21 protein-coding genes are annotated in these 19,348 nt (G+C 45.4%); 18 read left to right on the top strand and 3 right to left on the bottom strand.

What is annotated here, in order from left to right; all coding sequences use genetic code 11:
* Position 1 precedes the first annotated feature (1 nt).
* From BUB43_RS07805 to BUB43_RS07740, 16 genes are all read left to right on the top strand, one after another.
* Complete coding sequence (locus BUB43_RS07805) at positions 2-709, top strand: c-type cytochrome (RefSeq protein ID WP_073179920.1); 708 nt, start codon at positions 2-4, stop codon at positions 707-709.
* Positions 710-717: 8 nt separating this feature from the next.
* The gene (locus BUB43_RS07800) at positions 718-2,049 is read left to right on the top strand and encodes a quinol:cytochrome C oxidoreductase (RefSeq protein WP_073179917.1); all 1,332 of its coding nucleotides are present in this window, start codon (positions 718-720) and stop codon (positions 2,047-2,049) included.
* A gap of 68 nt (positions 2,050-2,117) precedes the next feature.
* On the top strand, positions 2,118-3,302 hold the full coding sequence (locus tag BUB43_RS07795; RefSeq protein WP_073179916.1) for an NTF2-like N-terminal transpeptidase: 1,185 nt from the start codon (positions 2,118-2,120) through the stop codon (positions 3,300-3,302).
* On the top strand, positions 3,303-3,839 hold the full coding sequence (locus BUB43_RS07790) for an adenine phosphoribosyltransferase (RefSeq protein WP_073179914.1): 537 nt from the start codon (positions 3,303-3,305) through the stop codon (positions 3,837-3,839).
* Between the two features lie 44 nt (positions 3,840-3,883).
* Positions 3,884-4,585 carry a YfgM family protein gene (locus BUB43_RS07785; protein ID WP_073179912.1) on the top strand — a complete coding sequence of 234 codons (702 nt, stop codon included), beginning with the start codon at positions 3,884-3,886 and terminating at the stop codon, positions 4,583-4,585.
* A gap of 3 nt (positions 4,586-4,588) precedes the next feature.
* On the top strand, positions 4,589-5,104 hold the full coding sequence (ribH, locus tag BUB43_RS07780) for a 6,7-dimethyl-8-ribityllumazine synthase (protein WP_073179910.1): 516 nt from the start codon (positions 4,589-4,591) through the stop codon (positions 5,102-5,104).
* A gap of 56 nt (positions 5,105-5,160) precedes the next feature.
* On the top strand, positions 5,161-6,015 hold the full coding sequence (gene ypfJ / locus BUB43_RS07775) for a KPN_02809 family neutral zinc metallopeptidase (protein ID WP_073179908.1): 855 nt from the start codon (positions 5,161-5,163) through the stop codon (positions 6,013-6,015).
* Between the two features lie 66 nt (positions 6,016-6,081).
* Positions 6,082-6,858, top strand: a complete 777-nt coding sequence (locus tag BUB43_RS07770) for a Rossmann-like and DUF2520 domain-containing protein (RefSeq protein WP_073179906.1) — start codon at positions 6,082-6,084, stop codon at positions 6,856-6,858.
* A gap of 118 nt (positions 6,859-6,976) precedes the next feature.
* Positions 6,977-7,864, top strand: a complete 888-nt coding sequence (locus tag BUB43_RS07765) for a GLPGLI family protein (RefSeq protein ID WP_073179905.1) — start codon at positions 6,977-6,979, stop codon at positions 7,862-7,864.
* A gap of 123 nt (positions 7,865-7,987) precedes the next feature.
* Positions 7,988-8,239, top strand: coding sequence for a FeoA family protein (locus BUB43_RS07760; protein WP_073179903.1), 252 nt, complete (start codon positions 7,988-7,990; stop codon positions 8,237-8,239).
* 21 nt (positions 8,240-8,260) lie between these two features.
* A complete protein-coding gene (feoB, locus tag BUB43_RS07755; RefSeq protein ID WP_073179901.1) occupies positions 8,261-10,216 on the top strand; it encodes a ferrous iron transport protein B in 1,956 nt (651 codons plus the stop codon).
* Positions 10,213-10,368 carry a FeoB-associated Cys-rich membrane protein gene (locus BUB43_RS11275; RefSeq protein WP_159430237.1) on the top strand — a complete coding sequence of 52 codons (156 nt, stop codon included), beginning with the start codon at positions 10,213-10,215 and terminating at the stop codon, positions 10,366-10,368. Before feoB ends, BUB43_RS11275 begins: the two co-directional genes overlap by 4 nt.
* 157 nt (positions 10,369-10,525) lie before the next feature.
* On the top strand, positions 10,526-11,908 hold the full coding sequence (glmM, locus tag BUB43_RS07750; RefSeq protein ID WP_073179899.1) for a phosphoglucosamine mutase: 1,383 nt from the start codon (positions 10,526-10,528) through the stop codon (positions 11,906-11,908).
* 19 nt (positions 11,909-11,927) lie between these two features.
* Positions 11,928-12,101 carry a hypothetical protein gene (locus BUB43_RS11270; protein WP_159430236.1) on the top strand — a complete coding sequence of 58 codons (174 nt, stop codon included), beginning with the start codon at positions 11,928-11,930 and terminating at the stop codon, positions 12,099-12,101.
* On the top strand, positions 12,085-12,393 hold the full coding sequence (locus BUB43_RS07745) for a type II toxin-antitoxin system RelE/ParE family toxin (RefSeq protein WP_073179898.1): 309 nt from the start codon (positions 12,085-12,087) through the stop codon (positions 12,391-12,393). Before BUB43_RS11270 ends, BUB43_RS07745 begins: the two co-directional genes overlap by 17 nt.
* A 69-nt stretch (positions 12,394-12,462) precedes the next feature.
* Positions 12,463-13,833 carry a tetratricopeptide repeat protein gene (locus tag BUB43_RS07740; protein WP_073179896.1) on the top strand — a complete coding sequence of 457 codons (1,371 nt, stop codon included), beginning with the start codon at positions 12,463-12,465 and terminating at the stop codon, positions 13,831-13,833.
* 130 nt (positions 13,834-13,963) lie between these two features.
* On the opposite strand, the gene BUB43_RS07735 is transcribed toward BUB43_RS07740, so the two are convergent.
* Together BUB43_RS07735 and msrB are read right to left on the bottom strand one after the other, a co-directional pair.
* Positions 13,964-14,704, bottom strand: coding sequence for a murein L,D-transpeptidase catalytic domain family protein (locus BUB43_RS07735; RefSeq protein WP_073179894.1), 741 nt, complete (start codon positions 14,702-14,704; stop codon positions 13,964-13,966).
* A 140-nt stretch (positions 14,705-14,844) separates the two neighbouring features.
* On the bottom strand, positions 14,845-15,378 hold the full coding sequence (gene msrB / locus BUB43_RS07730; protein ID WP_073180088.1) for a peptide-methionine (R)-S-oxide reductase MsrB: 534 nt from the start codon (positions 15,376-15,378) through the stop codon (positions 14,845-14,847).
* Between the two features lie 21 nt (positions 15,379-15,399).
* Between msrB and BUB43_RS07725 the strand changes: the two genes are divergently transcribed.
* Positions 15,400-16,644: a DUF445 domain-containing protein gene (locus BUB43_RS07725; protein ID WP_073179892.1), complete on the top strand. Its 1,245-nt coding sequence runs from the start codon at positions 15,400-15,402 to the stop codon at positions 16,642-16,644.
* Here the strand turns inward: BUB43_RS07725 and BUB43_RS07720 are convergent.
* Entirely contained in the window at positions 16,629-17,675 is a 1,047-nt protein-coding gene (locus BUB43_RS07720) for a quinone-dependent dihydroorotate dehydrogenase (RefSeq protein ID WP_073179891.1), read from the bottom strand. The two genes, BUB43_RS07725 and BUB43_RS07720, sit on opposite strands and share 16 nt — an antisense overlap.
* A 123-nt stretch (positions 17,676-17,798) precedes the next feature.
* Between BUB43_RS07720 and BUB43_RS07715 the strand changes: the two genes are divergently transcribed.
* Positions 17,799-19,340, top strand: a complete 1,542-nt coding sequence (locus tag BUB43_RS07715; protein ID WP_073179889.1) for a glycine--tRNA ligase — start codon at positions 17,799-17,801, stop codon at positions 19,338-19,340.
* The last annotated feature ends 8 nt before the right edge of the window (positions 19,341-19,348 follow it).

Raw genomic sequence — 19,348 nt, 5'->3', positions numbered from 1 at the left:
GATGAAACTTAATTTTCTGAATATACCGTTTTCAATAGCTTTAGGAGCGTTGGTACTTACATCCTGCAGCGACAGTTCGAAACCGCCACTGCAGTACTTTCCTGATATGTACTACCCTGTCGCCTATGATCCGCTGCAAAAAGCAGAAGACCCTTATTCCAAACATGAAAACGAAATCCCCGCTTTCATCGCTCAAGAAGGAGCCACTGCGCTGAAAGCAGTTGCGGGAACCGTTTCCAGGAACGCGGATGGAATTCTCGCTGAAGATAAGCTGCCATCCAACCCAGATGAATATAATGCAGGCTACGAAGCATCGAAATCAATAACTGCTTCTCCTTTGTTTGATGGCAATAAGGAAAAGGATATAGAACGAGGGAAGAAAATGTACGAATATACTTGCGCGGCTTGCCACGGGTCAGCTGGCGACGGGCAGGGGCCAATCGTACAGAGCGGAGCATATTCCGGAGTTCCCAATTATGCAGATCGAGAGCTTACAGTAGGCTCCGTTCATTATGTTCTCACTCATGGCCGCAACGCTATGGGATCCTACGCCGGGCAGCTTACTCCCGGAGACAGGTGGAGAGTTGCTATGTATGTAATGAGTGCCTTTAAAGCTGGAAATACAGCTCAGCCTGGAGGGGCTCCAGAAGATAATAACAATCAGGCAGAGGCAGACGCAACCGCTAATACTACTAATGATTTAAAATAATTTCGGTAATGTATAAGTTTTCACCTAAATTAAAATCTATCTCCCTAATCACTCTTGCAGCTGGATTGCTACTTTTTTTGATTGGGTTTTTCATTAACCGGAGCTATGATGCAGGCCATATTGAACATATGATGGAAGCCGTACATCAGTCTGGGCATACGGCGCCAACACACTCAAGCGAGATGACGGGGCCACAGGATCACGCAGCACACCTGGAGCATGCAAAAACCCAGGTAGGTAATCAACCTTTGGCGTCGCTGCATTTTATGGCGGTATTTGCCTTTGGTACTGCGTGCTGCGTACTCTTTTTTTATTGCATTCAGCATGCGGCACACGCTGGCTGGTCTATCATCATTACTAGGGTAATGGAGGCCGTTTCATATTTTATCCCTGTGGCAGGCGCTGTGCTGCTGATTATAATGGCACTGAATGTGACTCACATCGGTCATCTTTTCCACTGGATGGATCCTGAACTTGTAAACCCTGAAAGCGACCATTTTGATGAGCTTATTTATGAAAAAAGCAAGTTTCTGAATATTCCAGGCTATATTATCAGGAATCTGATCTATGTGCTGGGGGCAAGTTTCTTTGCCTGGAAACTAAGGAAGCAATCCAAACTAGTTGATGAAACCAAGTCTGCAGTAGAATATCAGAATCTTTACAGATGGTCAGTAGGATATATCGTGTTTTTCGGTTTTTGCTCCGCAGCCTGGGGCTGGGACTGGCTGATGACCATCGATCCACACTGGTATTCTACCATGTACATCTGGAACGCCATGGTAAGCAATCTTGCAACCTGTATGGCGGTAATCACGCTGCTTTGTATTTATCTAAAGAAAACCGGCGCCCTGCCTGAATTTAACGACAACCACCTGCATGATATGGCTAAATATCTGTTTGCAACATCCATGCTTTGGGCTTATACCTGGTTTGCTCAGTTTATGCTTTACTGGTATGCCGATATTCCGGAGGAGGTAAACTATTTCAAAGGGCGATTTGATTACTATGGAGTAACCTACCTGCCGATGCTCATCATTAATTTCTTAATCCCTCTGATGGTAATGGTTTCTTCCAGCATTAAGAGAAATTACGCAGTGGTAGGCGCTATGGCAGTTATTGTAATCATTGGACACATTGTTGACTTCTTCAATATGGTGATGCCGGGGACGGTGGGGCCATACTGGCGGGATCCAGCTATGATCCTTATGGTTTTCGGGTCTATACTTTTATTCACGGGCGCTTTTATTTTCGTGGTGATGAATGGGCTTGCAAAACTGAAGCTAATCCCTACAGGAAACCCATACCTTCACGAGTCTATCATCTATGAATACCCTTTCTGATTAAACTATAGAAATAATTCCCGGCATTTCTTGCCGGGTTTTTTTATTTTAGCACAAAATATTTTAGTATGAAACTAAAGTTCAACCTATTCTTAGCAGCCGCATTTGTATTTCTTCTGTCCTGCAAGAAAGATAATGTGGATGGGACCACGCCGCAGGCTTTTCAAGCGAGTATAAATGATATGTCTTCCTCACTGAATACATTGCAGCAAACTAAGTTTAACGAGGCTCTTTACATCCTGAAAACTTTCGGAACAGATGGGAAAAACGATCAGGAGCAACTGAGCAGCTTAGCAAAAATGCTCGACGGCAAAAGTGTAAAAGAAATCTTTGCGATGGCAGATCAGGTCGCAGCATCCCACAATATTACTTGGAGTAGCGACGGGCCGCCATCTCTTGGCTCTATGAATATTTTTGGAAATGAGGCGCCGGCTCAGTACGATCCTAATGATATCAAGGCAGCGGATCTCAGCATTGAGGTAGAGCCACTTTCCATAGAATCCGGTGTAGGGCCAAAAGCATATCAAATTATCCCCAGACTTATGGACAGCGGAGGAAATCCTATTAAATTTACTGGGGCCGCACTGGAGGCAGAGATGGAAGTCAGCAGTGGCGGCAGCAGGCTTCTCACGATGAAAAGCCTTATGCAGGACAGTGACTTTCAGGGCTTTAATGTTCGGCTAGACAGAATTCCTGCTTCAAAAGTTTTAGATAATGCCATTGACATCACAATTTCCGTAAAAACTACCAAAAAAACCTTCCGTATGCTGAAAACCGGTGTTCCTGTAAACTCTGCGGCACTAAAGGCAACTCCGCCAGCGAATGCTGATTCCGCTACAGTAAAAAAAGATGAAAGGCTGGCGGAGCAGGTTGAAGAAAACAGGCCGGCAAACGATGCCGAGGAATCCCTCCGGCAGCAGGGAAACACAAATCCGGCAGGAGACCCGAGAAGTACTGTAGAGGCATTCTTGAAAAATCTCAATGATCAGAATTTCAGAGGTGCGTACGGAAATGCCGACAACCCTGCGTGGAGTTCCTATGAAGCCTTTGCCAACCCTGCATCAGGCTTCGGAGGGGTGAAAAATATTTCTATAAAAAGCATCGGGAAGCCCACGGTAAGCGGTAATGCGGCAACCGTAAATGCCAGCTACGAGGCTACCGACAAGGAGGGAAATACAACTCCTCTCAAGGTAACCTTCGGGCTGAAGAATGTAAATGGAAACTGGAAAATCTCAAGCTACAAAATCAATTAAATGACAGATAAAGTTCTCCGCAACAGACTCGCGGAAAGCATAGAAACTATCCCTGACTTTCCCAAAGCGGGGGTGATGTTCCGCGATATCACGCCAATATTTCTGGATACACCACTGTACGAAGAAGTCATCAAAAGCTTTGCAGACTTCAGCAGAGGGAAAATAGATGTGGTATGCGGCATCGAAAGCCGCGGCTACCTCTTCGGCATCGCCATCGCCGTGGCACTAGAGGTTCCGTTTATCCTCATCAGGAAGAAGGGAAAACTCCCGCCTCCCGTAGTATCGCAGGTCTACGACTTGGAATACGGTAGCAGCGAAATTGAAATGCGGGAAAATCAACTAAAACCGGGGCAGCGCGTCCTCATCCACGACGATCTACTCGCCACAGGCGGCACAACGGAGGCTGCGGCTATGCTTGTAGAAAAACAGTCTGCCGTAGTCTCGCAGTTCAGCTTCCTTATCGAGCTGGATGATTTAAAAGGAAATGAAAAACTGAAAAGGTTCGAGGCAGAAATCTACAGCATTCTTCATTACTGAAAAATCTCACCGCGATTGCTTACATTTGCAAACATTTACAAAATATGGCTAAAAAAGAAGATATAAAAGAAAAAGAGGGCAAAGAAACGGTTGAGTTTTTTAAAGAACTCGACAGGGACGCGCTGCAAACAGAGAAATTTTTTGAAAAACACGCAAAAACTTTTGCCGCAGTCATTGGTGCGCTTGTGCTGCTAGCCATCGGGTATTTCGCCTATTACCAGTATGTCATCGTTCCTAAGAATGATGAGGCGGCCCTGGCTTTCCTGAGAGCGCAAAAAGCCCTGAACGAAGGAGATGAAAAAGCTGCCCTTGGGAAGAAGGGCTCTGCCAACCCTGGCTTTATAGGGACATATGAAAATTACTCCGCTACCGATGCGGGCAAGCTGTCAGCGTACAATGCCGGAATCCTAAAGTTCAGAGAGGGAAAATTCAGCGAAGCCTATGATCTTCTGGATAAATTTAAATCCTCAAACAAAATCCTTATGGCGATGAAGTATGGCGCAATGGCCGACTGCAAGGCAAATATGAACAAAACGGAAGATGCGCTAAGCCTTTTGGACAAGGCTATTGCCGCATCCGGCGATCCCTACACGGAATGCTATTTTACAAGAAAGGCAGGGATGCTTTCGCTAAGTGCCAAAAAGAAAGAGGCGGCAAAGAAATATTTTTCTAAAATTGAGGAAAAATACAGGGATTATGACAACGGTATGTCTGATGCCTATATTGAAATGGTAAAATATTATTAGAATATGGCAAGCGTAAATCTTTCCGATTACAAGCCGATCAATATCGCCAATGCCGAGGAAATTTCTGTCGGCATTGTTTTTTCTGTCTGGAACAGCTTCGCAACGCACGGGATGCGGGACGGAGCGGTGGGGGTTCTTACAAAAGAAGGAATCTTAAAAGAAAACATTAAAATCTTTGAAGTGCCCGGTGCATTTGAGCTCAGCTATGCGGCAATGCAGCTCTGCAAAACAGGGAAATTTGATGCGGTGATCGCCATCGGCTGCGTGATAAGGGGGGAGACGCCCCATTTTGATTATGTGTGTTCGGCGGTGGCGCAGGGCATCAAGGACTGCAATATACTCACGGAAACCCCTGCCATTTTCTGTGTGCTTACTGACGATACCAAAGAGCAGAGCATCGCCAGAAGCGGCGGCACGCTGGGCAACAAGGGCGTAGAAGCAGCAGCAACCGCCCTGCAAATGGTGGAATTCAGGCGGGCGGTAAGATTGAAAGAGTCGCCGATTGGTTTTGGCAAATAAATTATATTTGTGAATAAATTCTCAAATTTTATAAATTTAGACCTAATTTTCTGAATATGAGATGGATAAACGAAAGCAGCGGCGGTAATGTTTCCGACAGGCGCGGCAGAGGTGGCGGCGGGATGATAATCGGCGGGGGCCTGGGCACTCTGATTATCGCGGCTATAGTCTTCTTTCTTGGCGGGGATCCGTCGGCAATCCTCGGCTCAAGCATTTCTGGGCAGCCCCAGACGGAAAGCCGCGAGCTGACGCCGGAGGAAAAACAGGTATATAGGTTTGTGGATATGATAGCGGGGGCCAATCAAAATACCTGGAACGAGATTTTCGCGGAAAATAATATGAGATTCACTCCTGCAAAAATTGTAATGTTTGAGAATGGAACAAGCAGCGGCTGTGGTGTGGCGCAGTCCGCTATGGGGCCTTTCTACTGCCCAAATGATCAGACCATCTATGTGGATATGAGTTTCTTCAATGAGCTCCAGAGTAAGTTTGGCGCACGCGTATCTGAATTTACCGTGGCCTATGTCCTCGGGCACGAGTACGGGCACCATGTCCAGAACCTTCTGGGTACGCTGGATCAAACGGAACGCCTGCGCAGAAGCGGCAGATATTCTGAAAGAGAGTTGAACCGCGTTTCCGTGGCGACAGAACTGCAGGCGGATTTTTTTGCAGGGCTTTGGGCTAGGAAAACTAACGACCGCACGAACTTCATTGAGCCGGGCGATATCGAAGCGGCGATCTCCGCTGCAGAAGCGGTGGGAGATGACAATATCCAGAGGCGAGCGCAGGGATATGTACGCCAAGAAAGTTTTACGCACGGCAGCTCTGCCCAGAGGAAAGACTGGTTTATGCGCGGCTACAACACGGGGGATATCCGCCAAGGCAATACCTTTGATCAGCTTCTTAGATAGCATTATTTTGTTTTATCATTAAGTCTGGGCAGCGGAAGCAGATTTTCCTATGCTCATACATCGCAAATGAAGATATGCATTATCGGTTCAGGGAATGTAGCTTACCACCTTGCCAAGGCTTTTAAAACCAGCGGGATAAATGTGGATAGGATATATGGGCGCAACGAGGCTGCGCTGCGGGAAATCTCTGCCAGTCTGGATATTCCGTTTGCAACAGGGAGCCTTCCAGAAGCGGAGCTCTACATCATTTCCGTAAAGGATGATGCAATAGCCGAGGTGTCTTCATTTATCCAAGACAAAAAATGCCTGGTAGCGCACACCTCCGGCTCGGTGCCTATGCAAAGTCTTCGGGGAGGCTACCGCAAGGCAGTGTTTTACCCGCTGCAGACCTTTTCCAAGGAAAAAAAACTCAGCTATCGTGACATACCCTTCTTCGTAGAAGCAGAAAATGAGAAGGACGAAAAACTACTAATTAAGCTTGCCGGGCAGATTTCGGATAAAGTCAGTTTGGCGGATTCCGTTCAGCGCAGGTATATCCATCTCGCCGCAGTATTCGCCTGCAATTTTGTAAATCATCTATTCGCCCGTGCAAAGGAAATAGCTGAAAATCACGGCATAGCTTTTGATAACTTCCTACCGCTGATTACGGAAACCGTGGGGAAAATCTACACGATGGATCCAAAAGAGGTGCAAACGGGACCCGCAATTCGCGGAGACTTTTCAGTGATAGCTGCCCACCGCCTATTGCTAGAAGAGCAGATGCCACAGAAGATTTTTGATGTAATGAATGAATCCATAATTGAAATGTACCACCCACGGAAAAGAGAAAAATCCCGCAACTAATGTCGCAGGATTTTCCTCATTACTAACCCAAAAATTCTATGAAAAAGAATGGGGTAAAGTTACTAATATTTCTTAAACCTACAAGACTATATTATTTAAAAACAAAAAATCCGACAAGATGAAAAGATTCCTCACGCTAATTTTGCTCACAATTGTGCTTGGTGTAAATGCTCAGCAGGCTACAAGATTCTTCTATGAGCTGAATTATAAGCCAAAAAAAGATGCCGAAGGTACGGAGAAAGTAATGACAGTGCTGGACATTACGGGAGAAAAATCAATCTATAAAGATTATACACTTGCTGCGCAGGACTCCGCAATTGTAGCTGCGGTGGAAGAAATGGAGCGTACTAAAACCTGGAAGGATCCCATGAAAATGCTCACAATGCCGAAGTTTACTTACAAAATTACCAAACATTACCCCATTACACAGATCCGGTACACGGACAATATTAGCCGGAATCTTTTCGCCTATGATGAGCCGGTAAAATTTGAATGGAAGGTGGAAAATGATAGGCAGAAAATAGGGGAATATAATGCACAAAAAGCCACTACCGAGTTCAGGGGCCGCAATTGGACAGCGTGGTTTACTCCCGACATTCCCTTCCCAGACGGCCCTTATAAATTCTACGGTCTGCCCGGACTCATTGTGAAGATTGAAGATTCTGAACAAAATTATTCCTGGGAACTCAAAGGTAACCGAAAAATAGAGAAATACTCCGAGCAGACGGAGGCGGACAAAATAAACGCAAGATACGGCCTGGACCAGACGCCAAAAATTATCACCAAAGAAAAATTCGAACAGGCGGAGAATGCCTTCCGCGCTGACCCACTAGCAGAATTCCGCCAATTTATGACCCCGGAGATGATGGGAAGGAAGATGCCAGGATCGGATAAAACAGTGGCAGAATTTATGAAGGAAAGAGAAAAAATGGCAAAGGATTTCTTCAACTACAACACCAACCCGATAGAGCTTACGCAGTCGGAGCCCAAGAAACAACGAAAATAATTCACTAAGATTCTGATCAACTGCTCCCTGTGGGCAGTTTTTTTATGCGTTAATCTTGGGTTTCTCTCAGGCGTTAATTAGATTAAATTTAAATTAGCTAACTTTGCAACCAAAGCGAAGCCGATGGATAGCCTGAAAAAAGAAACTCTATGCTGCTTCCCGAAAAAGAAACTCGGGCAAATCTGCGATTATAACGATGGGCAGGATACGATGCCCTGCAAAATCGTGGAAATGGGTCTGGTGCCCGGCACAAAATTCCGCGTGCTTTATCAGGCGCCGTTTCGCGGGCCACTCTACATAGAATTCGGCACAGAAAAAAGCAGGCTGGCACTGCGCGAAGAAGAAGCGCGGTACATACAGGTAGAAAGCCTTTAACCAAAAGTTTCGGCGGAAGCAATGCAGGAACGGAAGGAAATTTTACTGGTAGGCAACCCGAATGTTGGGAAATCTACGATTTTCAACGCGCTGTGCAACACCACGCAGAAAACCGGAAATTACGCCGGCGTTACGGTAGCATCGCTCAGGGGAAACTACACCTACCGAAACCAGGAAGTGCAGGTGGTAGATTTGCCTGGCGCCTACAGCATCTATCCTTCGGCGGAAGATGATGCGGTTTTCGCACGCTATCTGTTTGAAAATCAAGAGAATTACTCAGGAATTGTTTACATCATCGAAGCGCTGAACTTAAAGCGCGGCCTACTGCTTTTTCAGCAATTGCAAGATTTAGGGCTGCCGCTTTTGGTAGTCATCAACCAAACCGATGAAGCGGAAAAGCGCGGCGTTTCCATTGATTTACAATTACTTAGCGAAAAACTCGGTGTAAAGGTTTTAGGGATGAATGCCAAAGCTCAGCAGGGCATTGATGCGCTGAAGGAAGCCATACATCAGCAGGAATTCAGCATCAGCGAAAAACCGCAGTTTGAAATTCCGGCAGAGCATACTTTCGCGAAAAATTATAGCGAATGGGCGGAATTTGCTTCCGGGAAAAATTTACCCAAAAACCTTTCAGCAAGGCGATTACAAACGCAGGAAACAGTAAGGCGATATCAGAACATTGAAAAATTTCTGCCGGAAGTTTACCACCAAAAACCAGATGCCAAAGAACTGCTCACGGAAAAATTGGACAAAATCCTGGTGCACCCAGTTCTCGGCTATATAATCTTCGGAATCGTGCTGCTGATGCTGTTTCAGGCGGTTTTCTGGATGGCGGAATTTCCGATGAGCTGGATTGAGGACGGCTTCTCGTGGCTTTCTGCCGTGGCACATCAGAATTTGCCAGAGGGCCCGCTTAATTCATTGGTTTCCAACGGGATAATTCCAGGAATTGGCGGCATCGCAGTTTTCGCACCGCAAATCGGCATCCTGATGTTTTTCCTGTATCTGCTGGAAGATTCCGGCTATATGGCAAGGGCGGTATTTTTGATGGATAGGCTTCTGCGGCCATTCGGGCTGAATGGGAAAAGCGTGGTGCCGCTGGTTTCTGGCACAGCCTGCGCGATACCTGCCATTATGGCAGCCCGCAACATCGAGAATGCTAAAGAGCGGCTCATCACCGTACTTGTAACGCCGTTTATGACCTGCTCTGCCAGGCTACCCATCTACACCACCATCATCACGCTGGTTATTCCCTCTGGCGATTTTCTCGGCATCCGGTACGATGCGCTGGCACTTCTGGCGATGTACACCCTCGGTTTTCTGGCGGCGATTTTCTCTGCATTTATTTTGGATAAAATCATTAAAACCGGAAAAAAATCTTTCCTGGTGATGGATTTGCCGACTTACAAAATGCCGATGTTCTGGAAAGATTTCAAGCTGATGCTGGCAAGAGTGTGGGAATTTATCAACGGTGCAGGGCGCATTATTTTCTTCATCAGCATCATCATCTGGTTTTTCAGCTTCATAGGCCCGAAAACCGAGCCCCAGCAAAAATTCGTGGCCACCGATGTGGAAATGCAGGATTCTTACCTGGCAAAAGCAGGGCAAATCATTGAGCCTGCGATAAAACCTTTAGGCTACGACTGGAAAATTGGCGTGGGCATCCTCACAAGCTTCGTGGCCAGGGAAGTTTTCGTGGGCACGATGAGCACGCTTTACAGCCTGGAAGAAGATGCGCCGGAAACCAAGCTCATCGAGAAAATGCACGCCGACACCTGGCCAAGCGGCGAAAAAATTTACAGCCTTGCCACAGGGCTTTCCATCCTGGTTTTCTACGCTTTCGCGATGCAGTGCGCTTCCACGGTAGCCATCGTTTACCGCGAAACGCAATCGTGGAAATGGACGGCAGGACAAATGCTGGGGATGACGTCGCTTGCCTACATTGCGGCACTTTTGGTTTATCAGATTTTTAAATGATGGAAACTTCTCTGCTCATTCAGTACATCATCTTAGGCCTGCTGGTTTTGTCGGCATTCTACGCTATTTTCAGGATTTTCCGCAAGAATTTTTCGCCAAAGAAATTCAGCAAAAAAGGAGGCTGCGAAGATAATTGTGGCTGCGGTAATTGATTTTCCCTGAAAGATTTCCCAGGAAATTTTGCTAAGTTTGAAACGGCAGCAGATGCTTTCGCTTTGCTGGATTAATCTTACTATTAATCCGAACTTTGCGTAAATTTGCTGAAAACATCCAAATCACCAATTTCAAACTTCTAATCTTAAACTAAGCATGGCTTTAATCAAATCAATATCAGGAATCCGCGGAACGATTGGCGGCAAAGTGAACGACAACCTTACGCCGCTGGATGTGGTGAAATTTACCGCAGCTTTCGGCACCTGGCTTCAGAATAAAAATCAGCGGAAAAACCTAACGCTGGTCATCGGAAGAGATGCAAGAATTTCCGGGCAAATGGTGTCATCCCTTGTCACGGCAACTTTGCAAGGACTGGGAATAAATGTGATTGACCTTGGCCTTTCCACAACGCCAACGGTGGAAGTGATGGTGTCAGAACTGAAGGCAGACGGCGGCATAATCCTGACGGCATCGCACAATCCAAAGCAATGGAACGCGCTGAAACTTCTAAACGAAAAGGGTGAATTCATCAATGCAGAAGCTGGTGCAGAAGTTTTGCAACTTGCTGAGAATGAGGATTTTACCTTTGCCGAAATCGATGATTTGGGCAGCTATGAAACCAATGATGAGGGCTTTGAAATTCACATCCAAAAAATTCTTGATTTGAAATTGGTGGATGCAGAAGCCGTAAAGGCGAGGAAATATAAGGTGGTGCTGGATGCGGTGAACTCTACCGGTGGCATCGCGATTCCGCCGCTTTTGGAAAAATTAGGCTGCGAAGTCGTAGAGCTTTACTGCGAGCCGAACGGCCATTTCCCGCACAACCCGGAGCCTTTGAAAGAGCACCTGACGGACATTTGCGAACTCGTGAAAAAGGAAAATGCAGACCTGGGCATCGTGGTGGATCCTGATGTGGACAGGCTGGCGCTGATTGATGAAAACGGCGAGATGTTCGGCGAAGAATATACGCTGGTTGCCGTGGCAGATTATGTGCTGAGGAATACGAAGGGCTGCTCGGTTTCGAACCTTTCATCGAGCAGAGCGCTCAGAGATGTAAGCCAACTCTCTGATTGTGAATACTTTGCAAGTGCTGTGGGCGAAGTAAATGTGGTGAACCTGATGAAGGAAAAAAATGCGGTAATTGGCGGCGAAGGAAATGGCGGCATCATCTACCCTGAGCTGCATTACGGCAGAGATTCGCTGGTTGGCATCGCGCTGTTTCTCACACACTTAGCGAAGGAAAACAAGACGGTTTCCGAACTTAGGGCCACATATCCGCCGTATTTTATGGGCAAGAAAAAAATCGAGCTGACGCCGGAAATTGATGTGGATGCGCTTTTAACAAAAGTGCGGGAAGCCTATCCAAATGATGAGGTTTCCACAATGGATGGCGTGAAAATTGATTTTGAAAACAACTGGGTGCATTTGCGGAAATCTAACACGGAGCCTATTATCCGAATTTACACCGAGGCGCACACTCAGCAGGAAGCCGATGAACTTGGCGATGCGATGATTGCGAAGATCAGGAGTTTGGCGTGAGTTTTTTTAACTTGGAAATATGGAGGAATTAACCAAAAACATCGACGACGAAAAATTCCGGAAGGAGATTTTGGAGGAGAAGAAAGTTTCTGCGGAGGAGAGGAAGGCTGTGGAAAATGGTATGCGTCAGGCAAAAGCCGGGCTGTTAAAACCCCATTCTGAGGTGATAAAGAAGTATGAAAAATACTTATAAAATTCTTTGGACACCGCAGGCTGAGGAAGATTTGGAGGGTACAATTAATTATTTGGAAGAGAATTTTTCTGAGAAAGAAATTCGAAGGCTTCTAAATGAACTGAGGAAATATTTGGATGCAATTTTGGAAAACCCATTGTCATTTAAACTCTCAGAATTTCGTGATGTTCGCAAAGTGACAGTTTTGAAATATAATACGCTCTATTACCAAGTAGTGGGAGAAAATATTGAAATATTATCATTCTTTTCCAACAGGCAAAATCCCGATAAGCGGCATTTAATTTCACTTTAATTTAACAAAAAAGTCTTCCGAAGTTTGTAAAAAATTTTCGAACTTTGGGAAGGACGATTTAGAAGAATATTGGAAGAATTTTTTGAAAACGAGCTTGCGAAAAAGTTCGAGCAGATGCTGGAAACCGGCGAGCAAACTTATTTCGACAGCGAAGAGCTGGAGGACATTATCATTTATTATCTGGAAATTGGAGATATTAATCTCGCAGAGCTTGCCGTGAATTTTGCAAAGCAACTTCACCCAAATTGCATCGAGCTGAAAACCAAGGAATTGGAAGTTTTGCTGGAACTGGAAAATTATCCTGCAGCGAAAAAAATCATTCGAGAACTTCGCGATTTGGGAATGGAAAGCACCGATTTTTTCGTGTGCTGTGCGAAGTATTATTCCAACCTTGGCAATCCGCAAAAATCCATCGAGTATTGCGAAAAGGCGCTGGAATTTGAGCAGGAAGAAGATTTTCTGCACAACTTTATTGCCGATGAATTTGTAAATCTAAACGACCCGTTCAACGCCCTGAAGCACTACAAACTTGCGCTGCAATACGAACCGCAGGACGATTATGCGCTGGAAAACATTATGTTTTGCTACGCACAATTGCAGCGGCACGATGAGGCGATAAATTTCCTGAACGACTACATCAACCAATTTCCGTTTTCGGAAACGGCGTGGAATGAGTACGGGCAATTCTACTTCAGCCGAAAAAATTACGAGGAAGCCATCCGTGGTTTTGATTACCTTCTGGCCATAAACAGCGATGCCATCGGCGTTTACGCAAATAAGGCGGCCTGCTACGAAGCGATGAAGCAGTGGGAAAATGCGATAGGAGTGTACGAAGAGCTACTGGAAATAGAATTCACGAAAGCCTATACCTACTACAAAATCGGGCTGTGCTACCGCGAAATGCAGCAGCCGATGAAGGCGCTAAAAGCCTTCCAGAAATCTCTGGTGGAAGACCCGCAGTTTTACCTTTCGATGATGGAGCAGAGCGCGATTTACGAAGAGAGCGGGCAGCGAAGGGAGGCCCTGCATTTCGCGCGGGAAGCCGTGGCGCTGAACGAAGGCGATGTGGAGTTTCAGAAGCGGCTTGCCTTCCTGTACATCGATAGCGGAATGTTCGAGCAGAGTGTTGCTTGCCTGCGGAAAATCGTGGAGATTGAGCCTGGAAGATTTTACAACTGGTACGCTTATTCGGAAGTTCTGATGCTGCTGCACGAGTACGAAGAAGCCATCACAGTTTTAAATCAGGCGATAAAAATCCACAACCGTGCAGAGCTTTTCTACCAAATCAGCAATTGCTTGTATATGCTTGATTATGAGGAAGATGCAAAGTTAGCCTTAGAAAAAGCCTTGGAAATGGACGACAGCATCTACAGTGAAATGGTGATGAAATATCCAACCATAATAGGTAAGGGCAGGAAGCCAAAAAAGACGAAGAAGTGAATTTAAAATTTTTAAAAATCCGCAGTTTTTATTGCGGATTTTTTATTTTGCTAAATTTATTACGAGACAAAAAAATCCCTAAACTCAAGATTTAGGGATTTTTAATTTTTCTGTTAAATTTTTGAAATAATCACAAAAGCCATTCCGAACTTGAAAGGTAATTTTGGTCAGGGTAATAAAGGAAAAGGCACTGCTTGCCTTTCACGGTATCGATGATTTGTTGCGCCAATTCGCTCGGCACCGCAGGGCAGCCCCAGCTTCTGCCAATTCTCTTGTGCTGCGCCGCAAACTGCTCGCTCACATACTTTGCGCCGTGCATCACCACTGCCCGTTCAAGCGCCGCATCGTTCCAACCCCTATCCATCCCATGCAAACGCAGCGAGTAACCGTTGCCACCGAAGTAGGTGTCGTCCGTCACATAAAATCCAAGGCTGGATTGCAGGGAGTTTCGGTTGTTGGAAAAATTAGTAGCAAATTCATCGCCGGTATTTTTTCCGTGGGCAACCAACGAATTAAACAGCACTTTTTTGGAATTCAAATCGATAATCCACAGCCTTTTTGTGTTGGATGACAGCGAAAAATCTACGATGCTGAGAATCTGCGATTCCTCCGGAAGCTTGCCCGCCGCTTTCAATTTCTGGAAACCCTTGTAGGCTTTTTCGAAAACTTCAGGATTCAGCTGATTGATGCCTGAAAAATCAATCGTGGAAAAAATTTCCGCGGAAGAAACCGCATTTTCCTTAATTTCTGAAATTGACTTTACTTCGCTAACTGCCTTGTTTTCAATGGTTTTCGTTTCAAAATTTTCACGGTTGATGAACGAGGTCGAAAGCGCGGAAACCAATGCAAGCGATGCCAAAAGTTTTTTCATCAAAAATTATGTTAAGTGATTTAGCGCTGCAAAATTAGAAAACCTCAAAGGTTTAAACTTGAAAACAAGAGAGTTTAACGAAACTTTAGCGTTCCGTTAAGATTTTGTTTAAAATTGTTAAATTGTTGATTTTGAGTTAGTTACTCTTGCTCGTCCGCCTTAAAATTCAAACTAACGGAATTCATACAATAGCGCAGGCCAGTAGGTTCGGGGCCATCATTGAAAACATGGCCAAGATGCGATTCGCAGCGCTTGCACAGCACTTCGATGCGCTCCATTCCGTGCGAAGAATCGCGGCGGTAAATCACGCCGTTTTTATCCGCCTCGAAAAAACTTGGCCAGCCACAGCTGGAAGCAAATTTCTGCGTGCTCTTGAAAAGATGATTTCCGCAGGCCGCGCAAAAATATTCGCCCACTTCATCAAAATCGTTGTACTTCCCTGTGAAAGGCCTTTCTGTACCGGCTTCACGGGCAATCCGGTAGAGTTCCGGCGAAAGCGCATTTTTCCAATCTTCGTTGCTCACGCTAATTTTCGTGCTGTCCGTTTCGGAATAGTACGGGTTGTTTTTGCTGTTATCCATCGTGATTTTATTATTTTTGGTTGAATTTTGCGGAAGCTGAGAGCAGGAAATTCCCGCCGAAAACATTAATGTATAAATGATGAGTTTTCGCATTTTCGTTTTAAACAAAAGTAAATGACTGAAGCTGAAAAGCGCCGAAGCCTGCGCAAATATAAGACTTTCGCCACAGGTTTGTTCGTTCTGATGACGCTGATTTTCGTGGGAATGACGCTGCTGCAAAAATCAAATAGCGGTGCCTGGATTGGCTATGTGAAGGCGTTTTCCGAAGCTGCTATGGTGGGTGCCTTGGCAGATTGGTTCGCCGTTACGGCGCTGTTCCACCATCCTTTGGGACTGAAAATTCCGCACACCAATCTCATCCAAGAAAAGAAGGATGCCATTGGTGATAACTTGGGAAATTTCGTGGTCGGAAACTTTTTGAATCCGCAAAGTATCCGACCTTATATTGTGAATTTGAAAATTTCACCCTACGCTGCAGATTGGCTTCTGAATCCTAAAAATCAGAAATTTCTGGTGCAGGAAGGCTCGGAGATTTTCAAGGATTTAATTCTGAAAATTGACGATGAAGCGATGTCCAAATTTATTTCGGACAAGGCGATGAATTTTGGTAATCGTTTGGAAATCAATGCTTTGGCTGGGCAGATGATTCATTACTTCTTAAGCAGAGATGACCACCAAAAGCTCATCACCAATTTGACGAGAGAGCTGAAAATTTACATCGAAAATAATCGGGAAATGGTGCAAAACCGCGTGGAAAAGGAAAGCTATGCCATCATCCCGAAATTTGTGGATAGGGCTATTGCCGATAAAATTACATCCGGAATGCTGCGCTATGCCGATGAAATTCAGCAGGATTTAGAACATCCGATTAGATTAGAAATTTCTAATAAATTACTAACTTTTGCTGAAGAGGTTTCATCAGGAGAGAAATGGAGCGATGAGTTTGATAAATTTAAAACCAATTTCTTAACGGAAGAAAAAATCGGAAGTTACGCTTCGGATATTTGGCTTTCTGTGAAAAAATCCTTGGTAGATTTATTGACGGAAGAGCAATCCACGCTGAAAATTTATCTCGAAAAAAACATACGAGATTTTGCAGTTAATCTGCAGAATAACAACGAGTTACAGCAGCGAATCGATAGGTGGCTTCGTACTACGATCTACAAGCAGGTTCTGAAAAATCGCCATCGTGTTGGTGAAATGATTAGTGCAACGGTGGGCAATTGGGAAGGCAAAGAGCTTTCGGAAAAACTGGAGCTGGAAGTTGGGAAAGATTTACAGTTTATCCGCGTGAACGGAACTTTGGTTGGCGGTTTGGTTGGGCTTGTAATCTATACCTTGGCTCAATTATTACTTTGATAATTTTCAAGTAATTTTTTATTAATATCGTAAATTAGTTTTGGGCCCTCATAAATAAAGCCGGTGTAAATCTGAACAAGCGTAGCGCCAGCGTTGATCTTTTCCAAAGCATCATCAGCAGAGTGAATTCCGCCGACACCGATGATCGGGAAAGCCCTGCCGGATTTTTCCGAAAGATAGCGGATGATTTCCGTGCTGCGCTTCGAAATTGGCTTTCCGCTGAGCCCGCCGTTTCCAATTTTTTCAAGCTCAGATTTCGGCGTTTTCAGGCCGTCACGATTTGTAGAAGTATTGGTAGCAATAATGCCGTCAATCTTCGTATCTCTCACTAAATCAATGATTTCGTCCAATTGTTTCTCGGTAGAGTCCGGTGAGATTTTCAGCAAAATCGGCTTTTGTTTCGGCTTGGAATTATTGATTTTTTTGACATCCGAAATCAGTTCGCGAAGGTAATTCACATCGCCCAATTTCTCGTGGCTGCCAACATTCGGGCAGCTGATATTCAGCACGAAATAATCGCAGTAAGGGTGCAGCGCTTCAAAGCATTGCAGATAATCGGCAGTGTAAGCGTCGGGGTCTGTGGCGGTATTTTTTCCGATATTCCCACCAATTATCACTTTTTTTTGATTTTTCTTCAAATTCTCAATCGCCGCTGCAAGGCCATCATTATTGAAGCCCATCCGGTTAATAATGCCTTCGTCATCCAAAATACGAAACAGCCTTTTTTTCGGATTTCCAGGCTGGGCTTTCGGTGTTACGGTGCCGATTTCGATGAAGCCAAAACCTAAATCGGCAAGTTCATTGTACAGCGCCGCATTTTTATCGAACCCTGCGGCAAGCCCTACGGGATTTTTAAATTTCAACCCGAAAACTTCGCGTTCAAGTCTCTGATTTTCAATGGGTTTCGGTAGAAAAAATTTTATCAGCCAATTGAAATTTTTCAGGATACAGAAGGTGAAGTGGTGCACATCTTCCGCATCAAACCGAAAAAGCACCGGCCGAACTGCCGCTTTGTAAAGCCGTGAAATCATACTGCAAAGTTAGGAAAGTTTGTGTTTTGAAGTTTGGAATTTTGGCGAAGTTCTGAGGAAGAATTTTAGCGGAAAAATACTTCCAGGGATTTTGATTATTTTTGTTCAAATTCAGAAAAATTTATGGCAAAGCAGGAAGACCTTTTCCGCGATGTGGTGTCGCACGCTAAAGAATACGGTTTCATTTTCCCAAGCTCCGAAATTTATGACGGGCTTTCGGCAGTTTACGATTACGGGCAGAATGGCGCCGAACTGAAAAACAACATCAAGCAGTACTGGTGGAAAGCGATGGTGCAGCTGAACGAAAACATAGTGGGCATCGATTCTTCCATCCTGATGCACCCTACAACCTGGAAGGCTTCCGGGCACATAGATGCGTTCAACGATCCGCTGATTGACAATAAGGATTCCAAGAAGCGTTTCCGTGCAGATGTGCTCATTGAAGATTTCGCGGCAAAACTGGAAGATAAAGCCCAGAAGGAAATCGAGAAGGCGGCGAAAAGATTCGGCGAAGCCTTTGATAAGGCGCAGTTTGAAAGCACCAACCAGAAAGTTATCGATTATCGCCAAAGGCAGAAAACAATTCTGGAAAGGATGGCTAAGTCTTTGGAAAACAATGATTTAGCAGATGTAAAAGCCTTAATAGAAGAGCTGGAAATTGCCGACCCAGATACCGGCTCGAAAAACTGGACGGATGTACGGCAGTTCAACCTGATGTTCGGTACAAAGCTCGGCGCTTCGGCGGAAAACGCGATGGAGCTTTTCCTTCGTCCCGAAACGGCGCAGGGCATTTTCGTAAATTTCCTGAATGTGCAGAAAACTTCGCGGCATAGGCTGCCGTTCGGCATCGCACAAATCGGCAAGGCCTTCCGAAACGAAATTGTAGCGCGGCAGTTCATCTTCAGAATGCGCGAATTTGAGCAGATGGAGATGCAGTATTTCGTGCCGCCAGGAACAGAATTGCAGCACTACGAAGAGTGGAAGCAGAAACGCCTGAACTGGCATTTGGCGCTTGGCCTGGGCGCGGAAAACTACCGCTTTCACGACCACGAAAAACTGGCACACTATGCCAATGCTGCGGCAGATATCGAGTTTAAATTTCCGTTCGGCTTCAAGGAACTGGAGGGCATCCATTCAAGAACGGATTTCGATTTGGGTGCGCACGAAAAGCATTCCGGCAGGAAGCTGCAGTTCTTCGATCCGGAGCGTAACGAGAGCTATGTGCCATTTGTGGTGGAAACTTCGGTTGGGCTGGACAGGCTTTTCCTTGCCATTTTCTCCAACGCACTGAAACAGGAAAAATTGGACGACGGCTCGGAAAGAACCGTGCTATCTTTGCCGCCGGCTCTTGCACCGGTGAAAGCCGCAATTTTACCATTGGTAAAGAAAGACGGCCTGCCGGAATTTGCGGAAAAAATCTTCAACGATTTGAAGTTTGATTTCAACGTAATTTCGGAGGAGAAGGACAGCATCGGGAAGCGCTACAGAAGGCAGGATGCCATAGGAACGCCGTTCTGCATCACTGTTGACCACGAATCGCTGAGCGATAGTTCCGTGACGCTTCGCGAAAGGGACACGATGAAGCAAGAAAGAGTTTCCGCGTCGGAACTTCGCAGAATCATTGATGAGAAGGTGAATATGCGCAGCTTGCTGGAGAAGATTTAAAGTGAAAA

Origin of the sequence: Cruoricaptor ignavus, assembly GCF_900141665.1 — a bacterium.
GTDB classification, from domain to species: domain Bacteria; phylum Bacteroidota; class Bacteroidia; order Flavobacteriales; family Weeksellaceae; genus Cruoricaptor; species Cruoricaptor ignavus.
The sequence above is the reverse complement of the archived record's forward strand: the minus strand, read 5'-3'. Positions and strand labels throughout refer to the sequence as shown.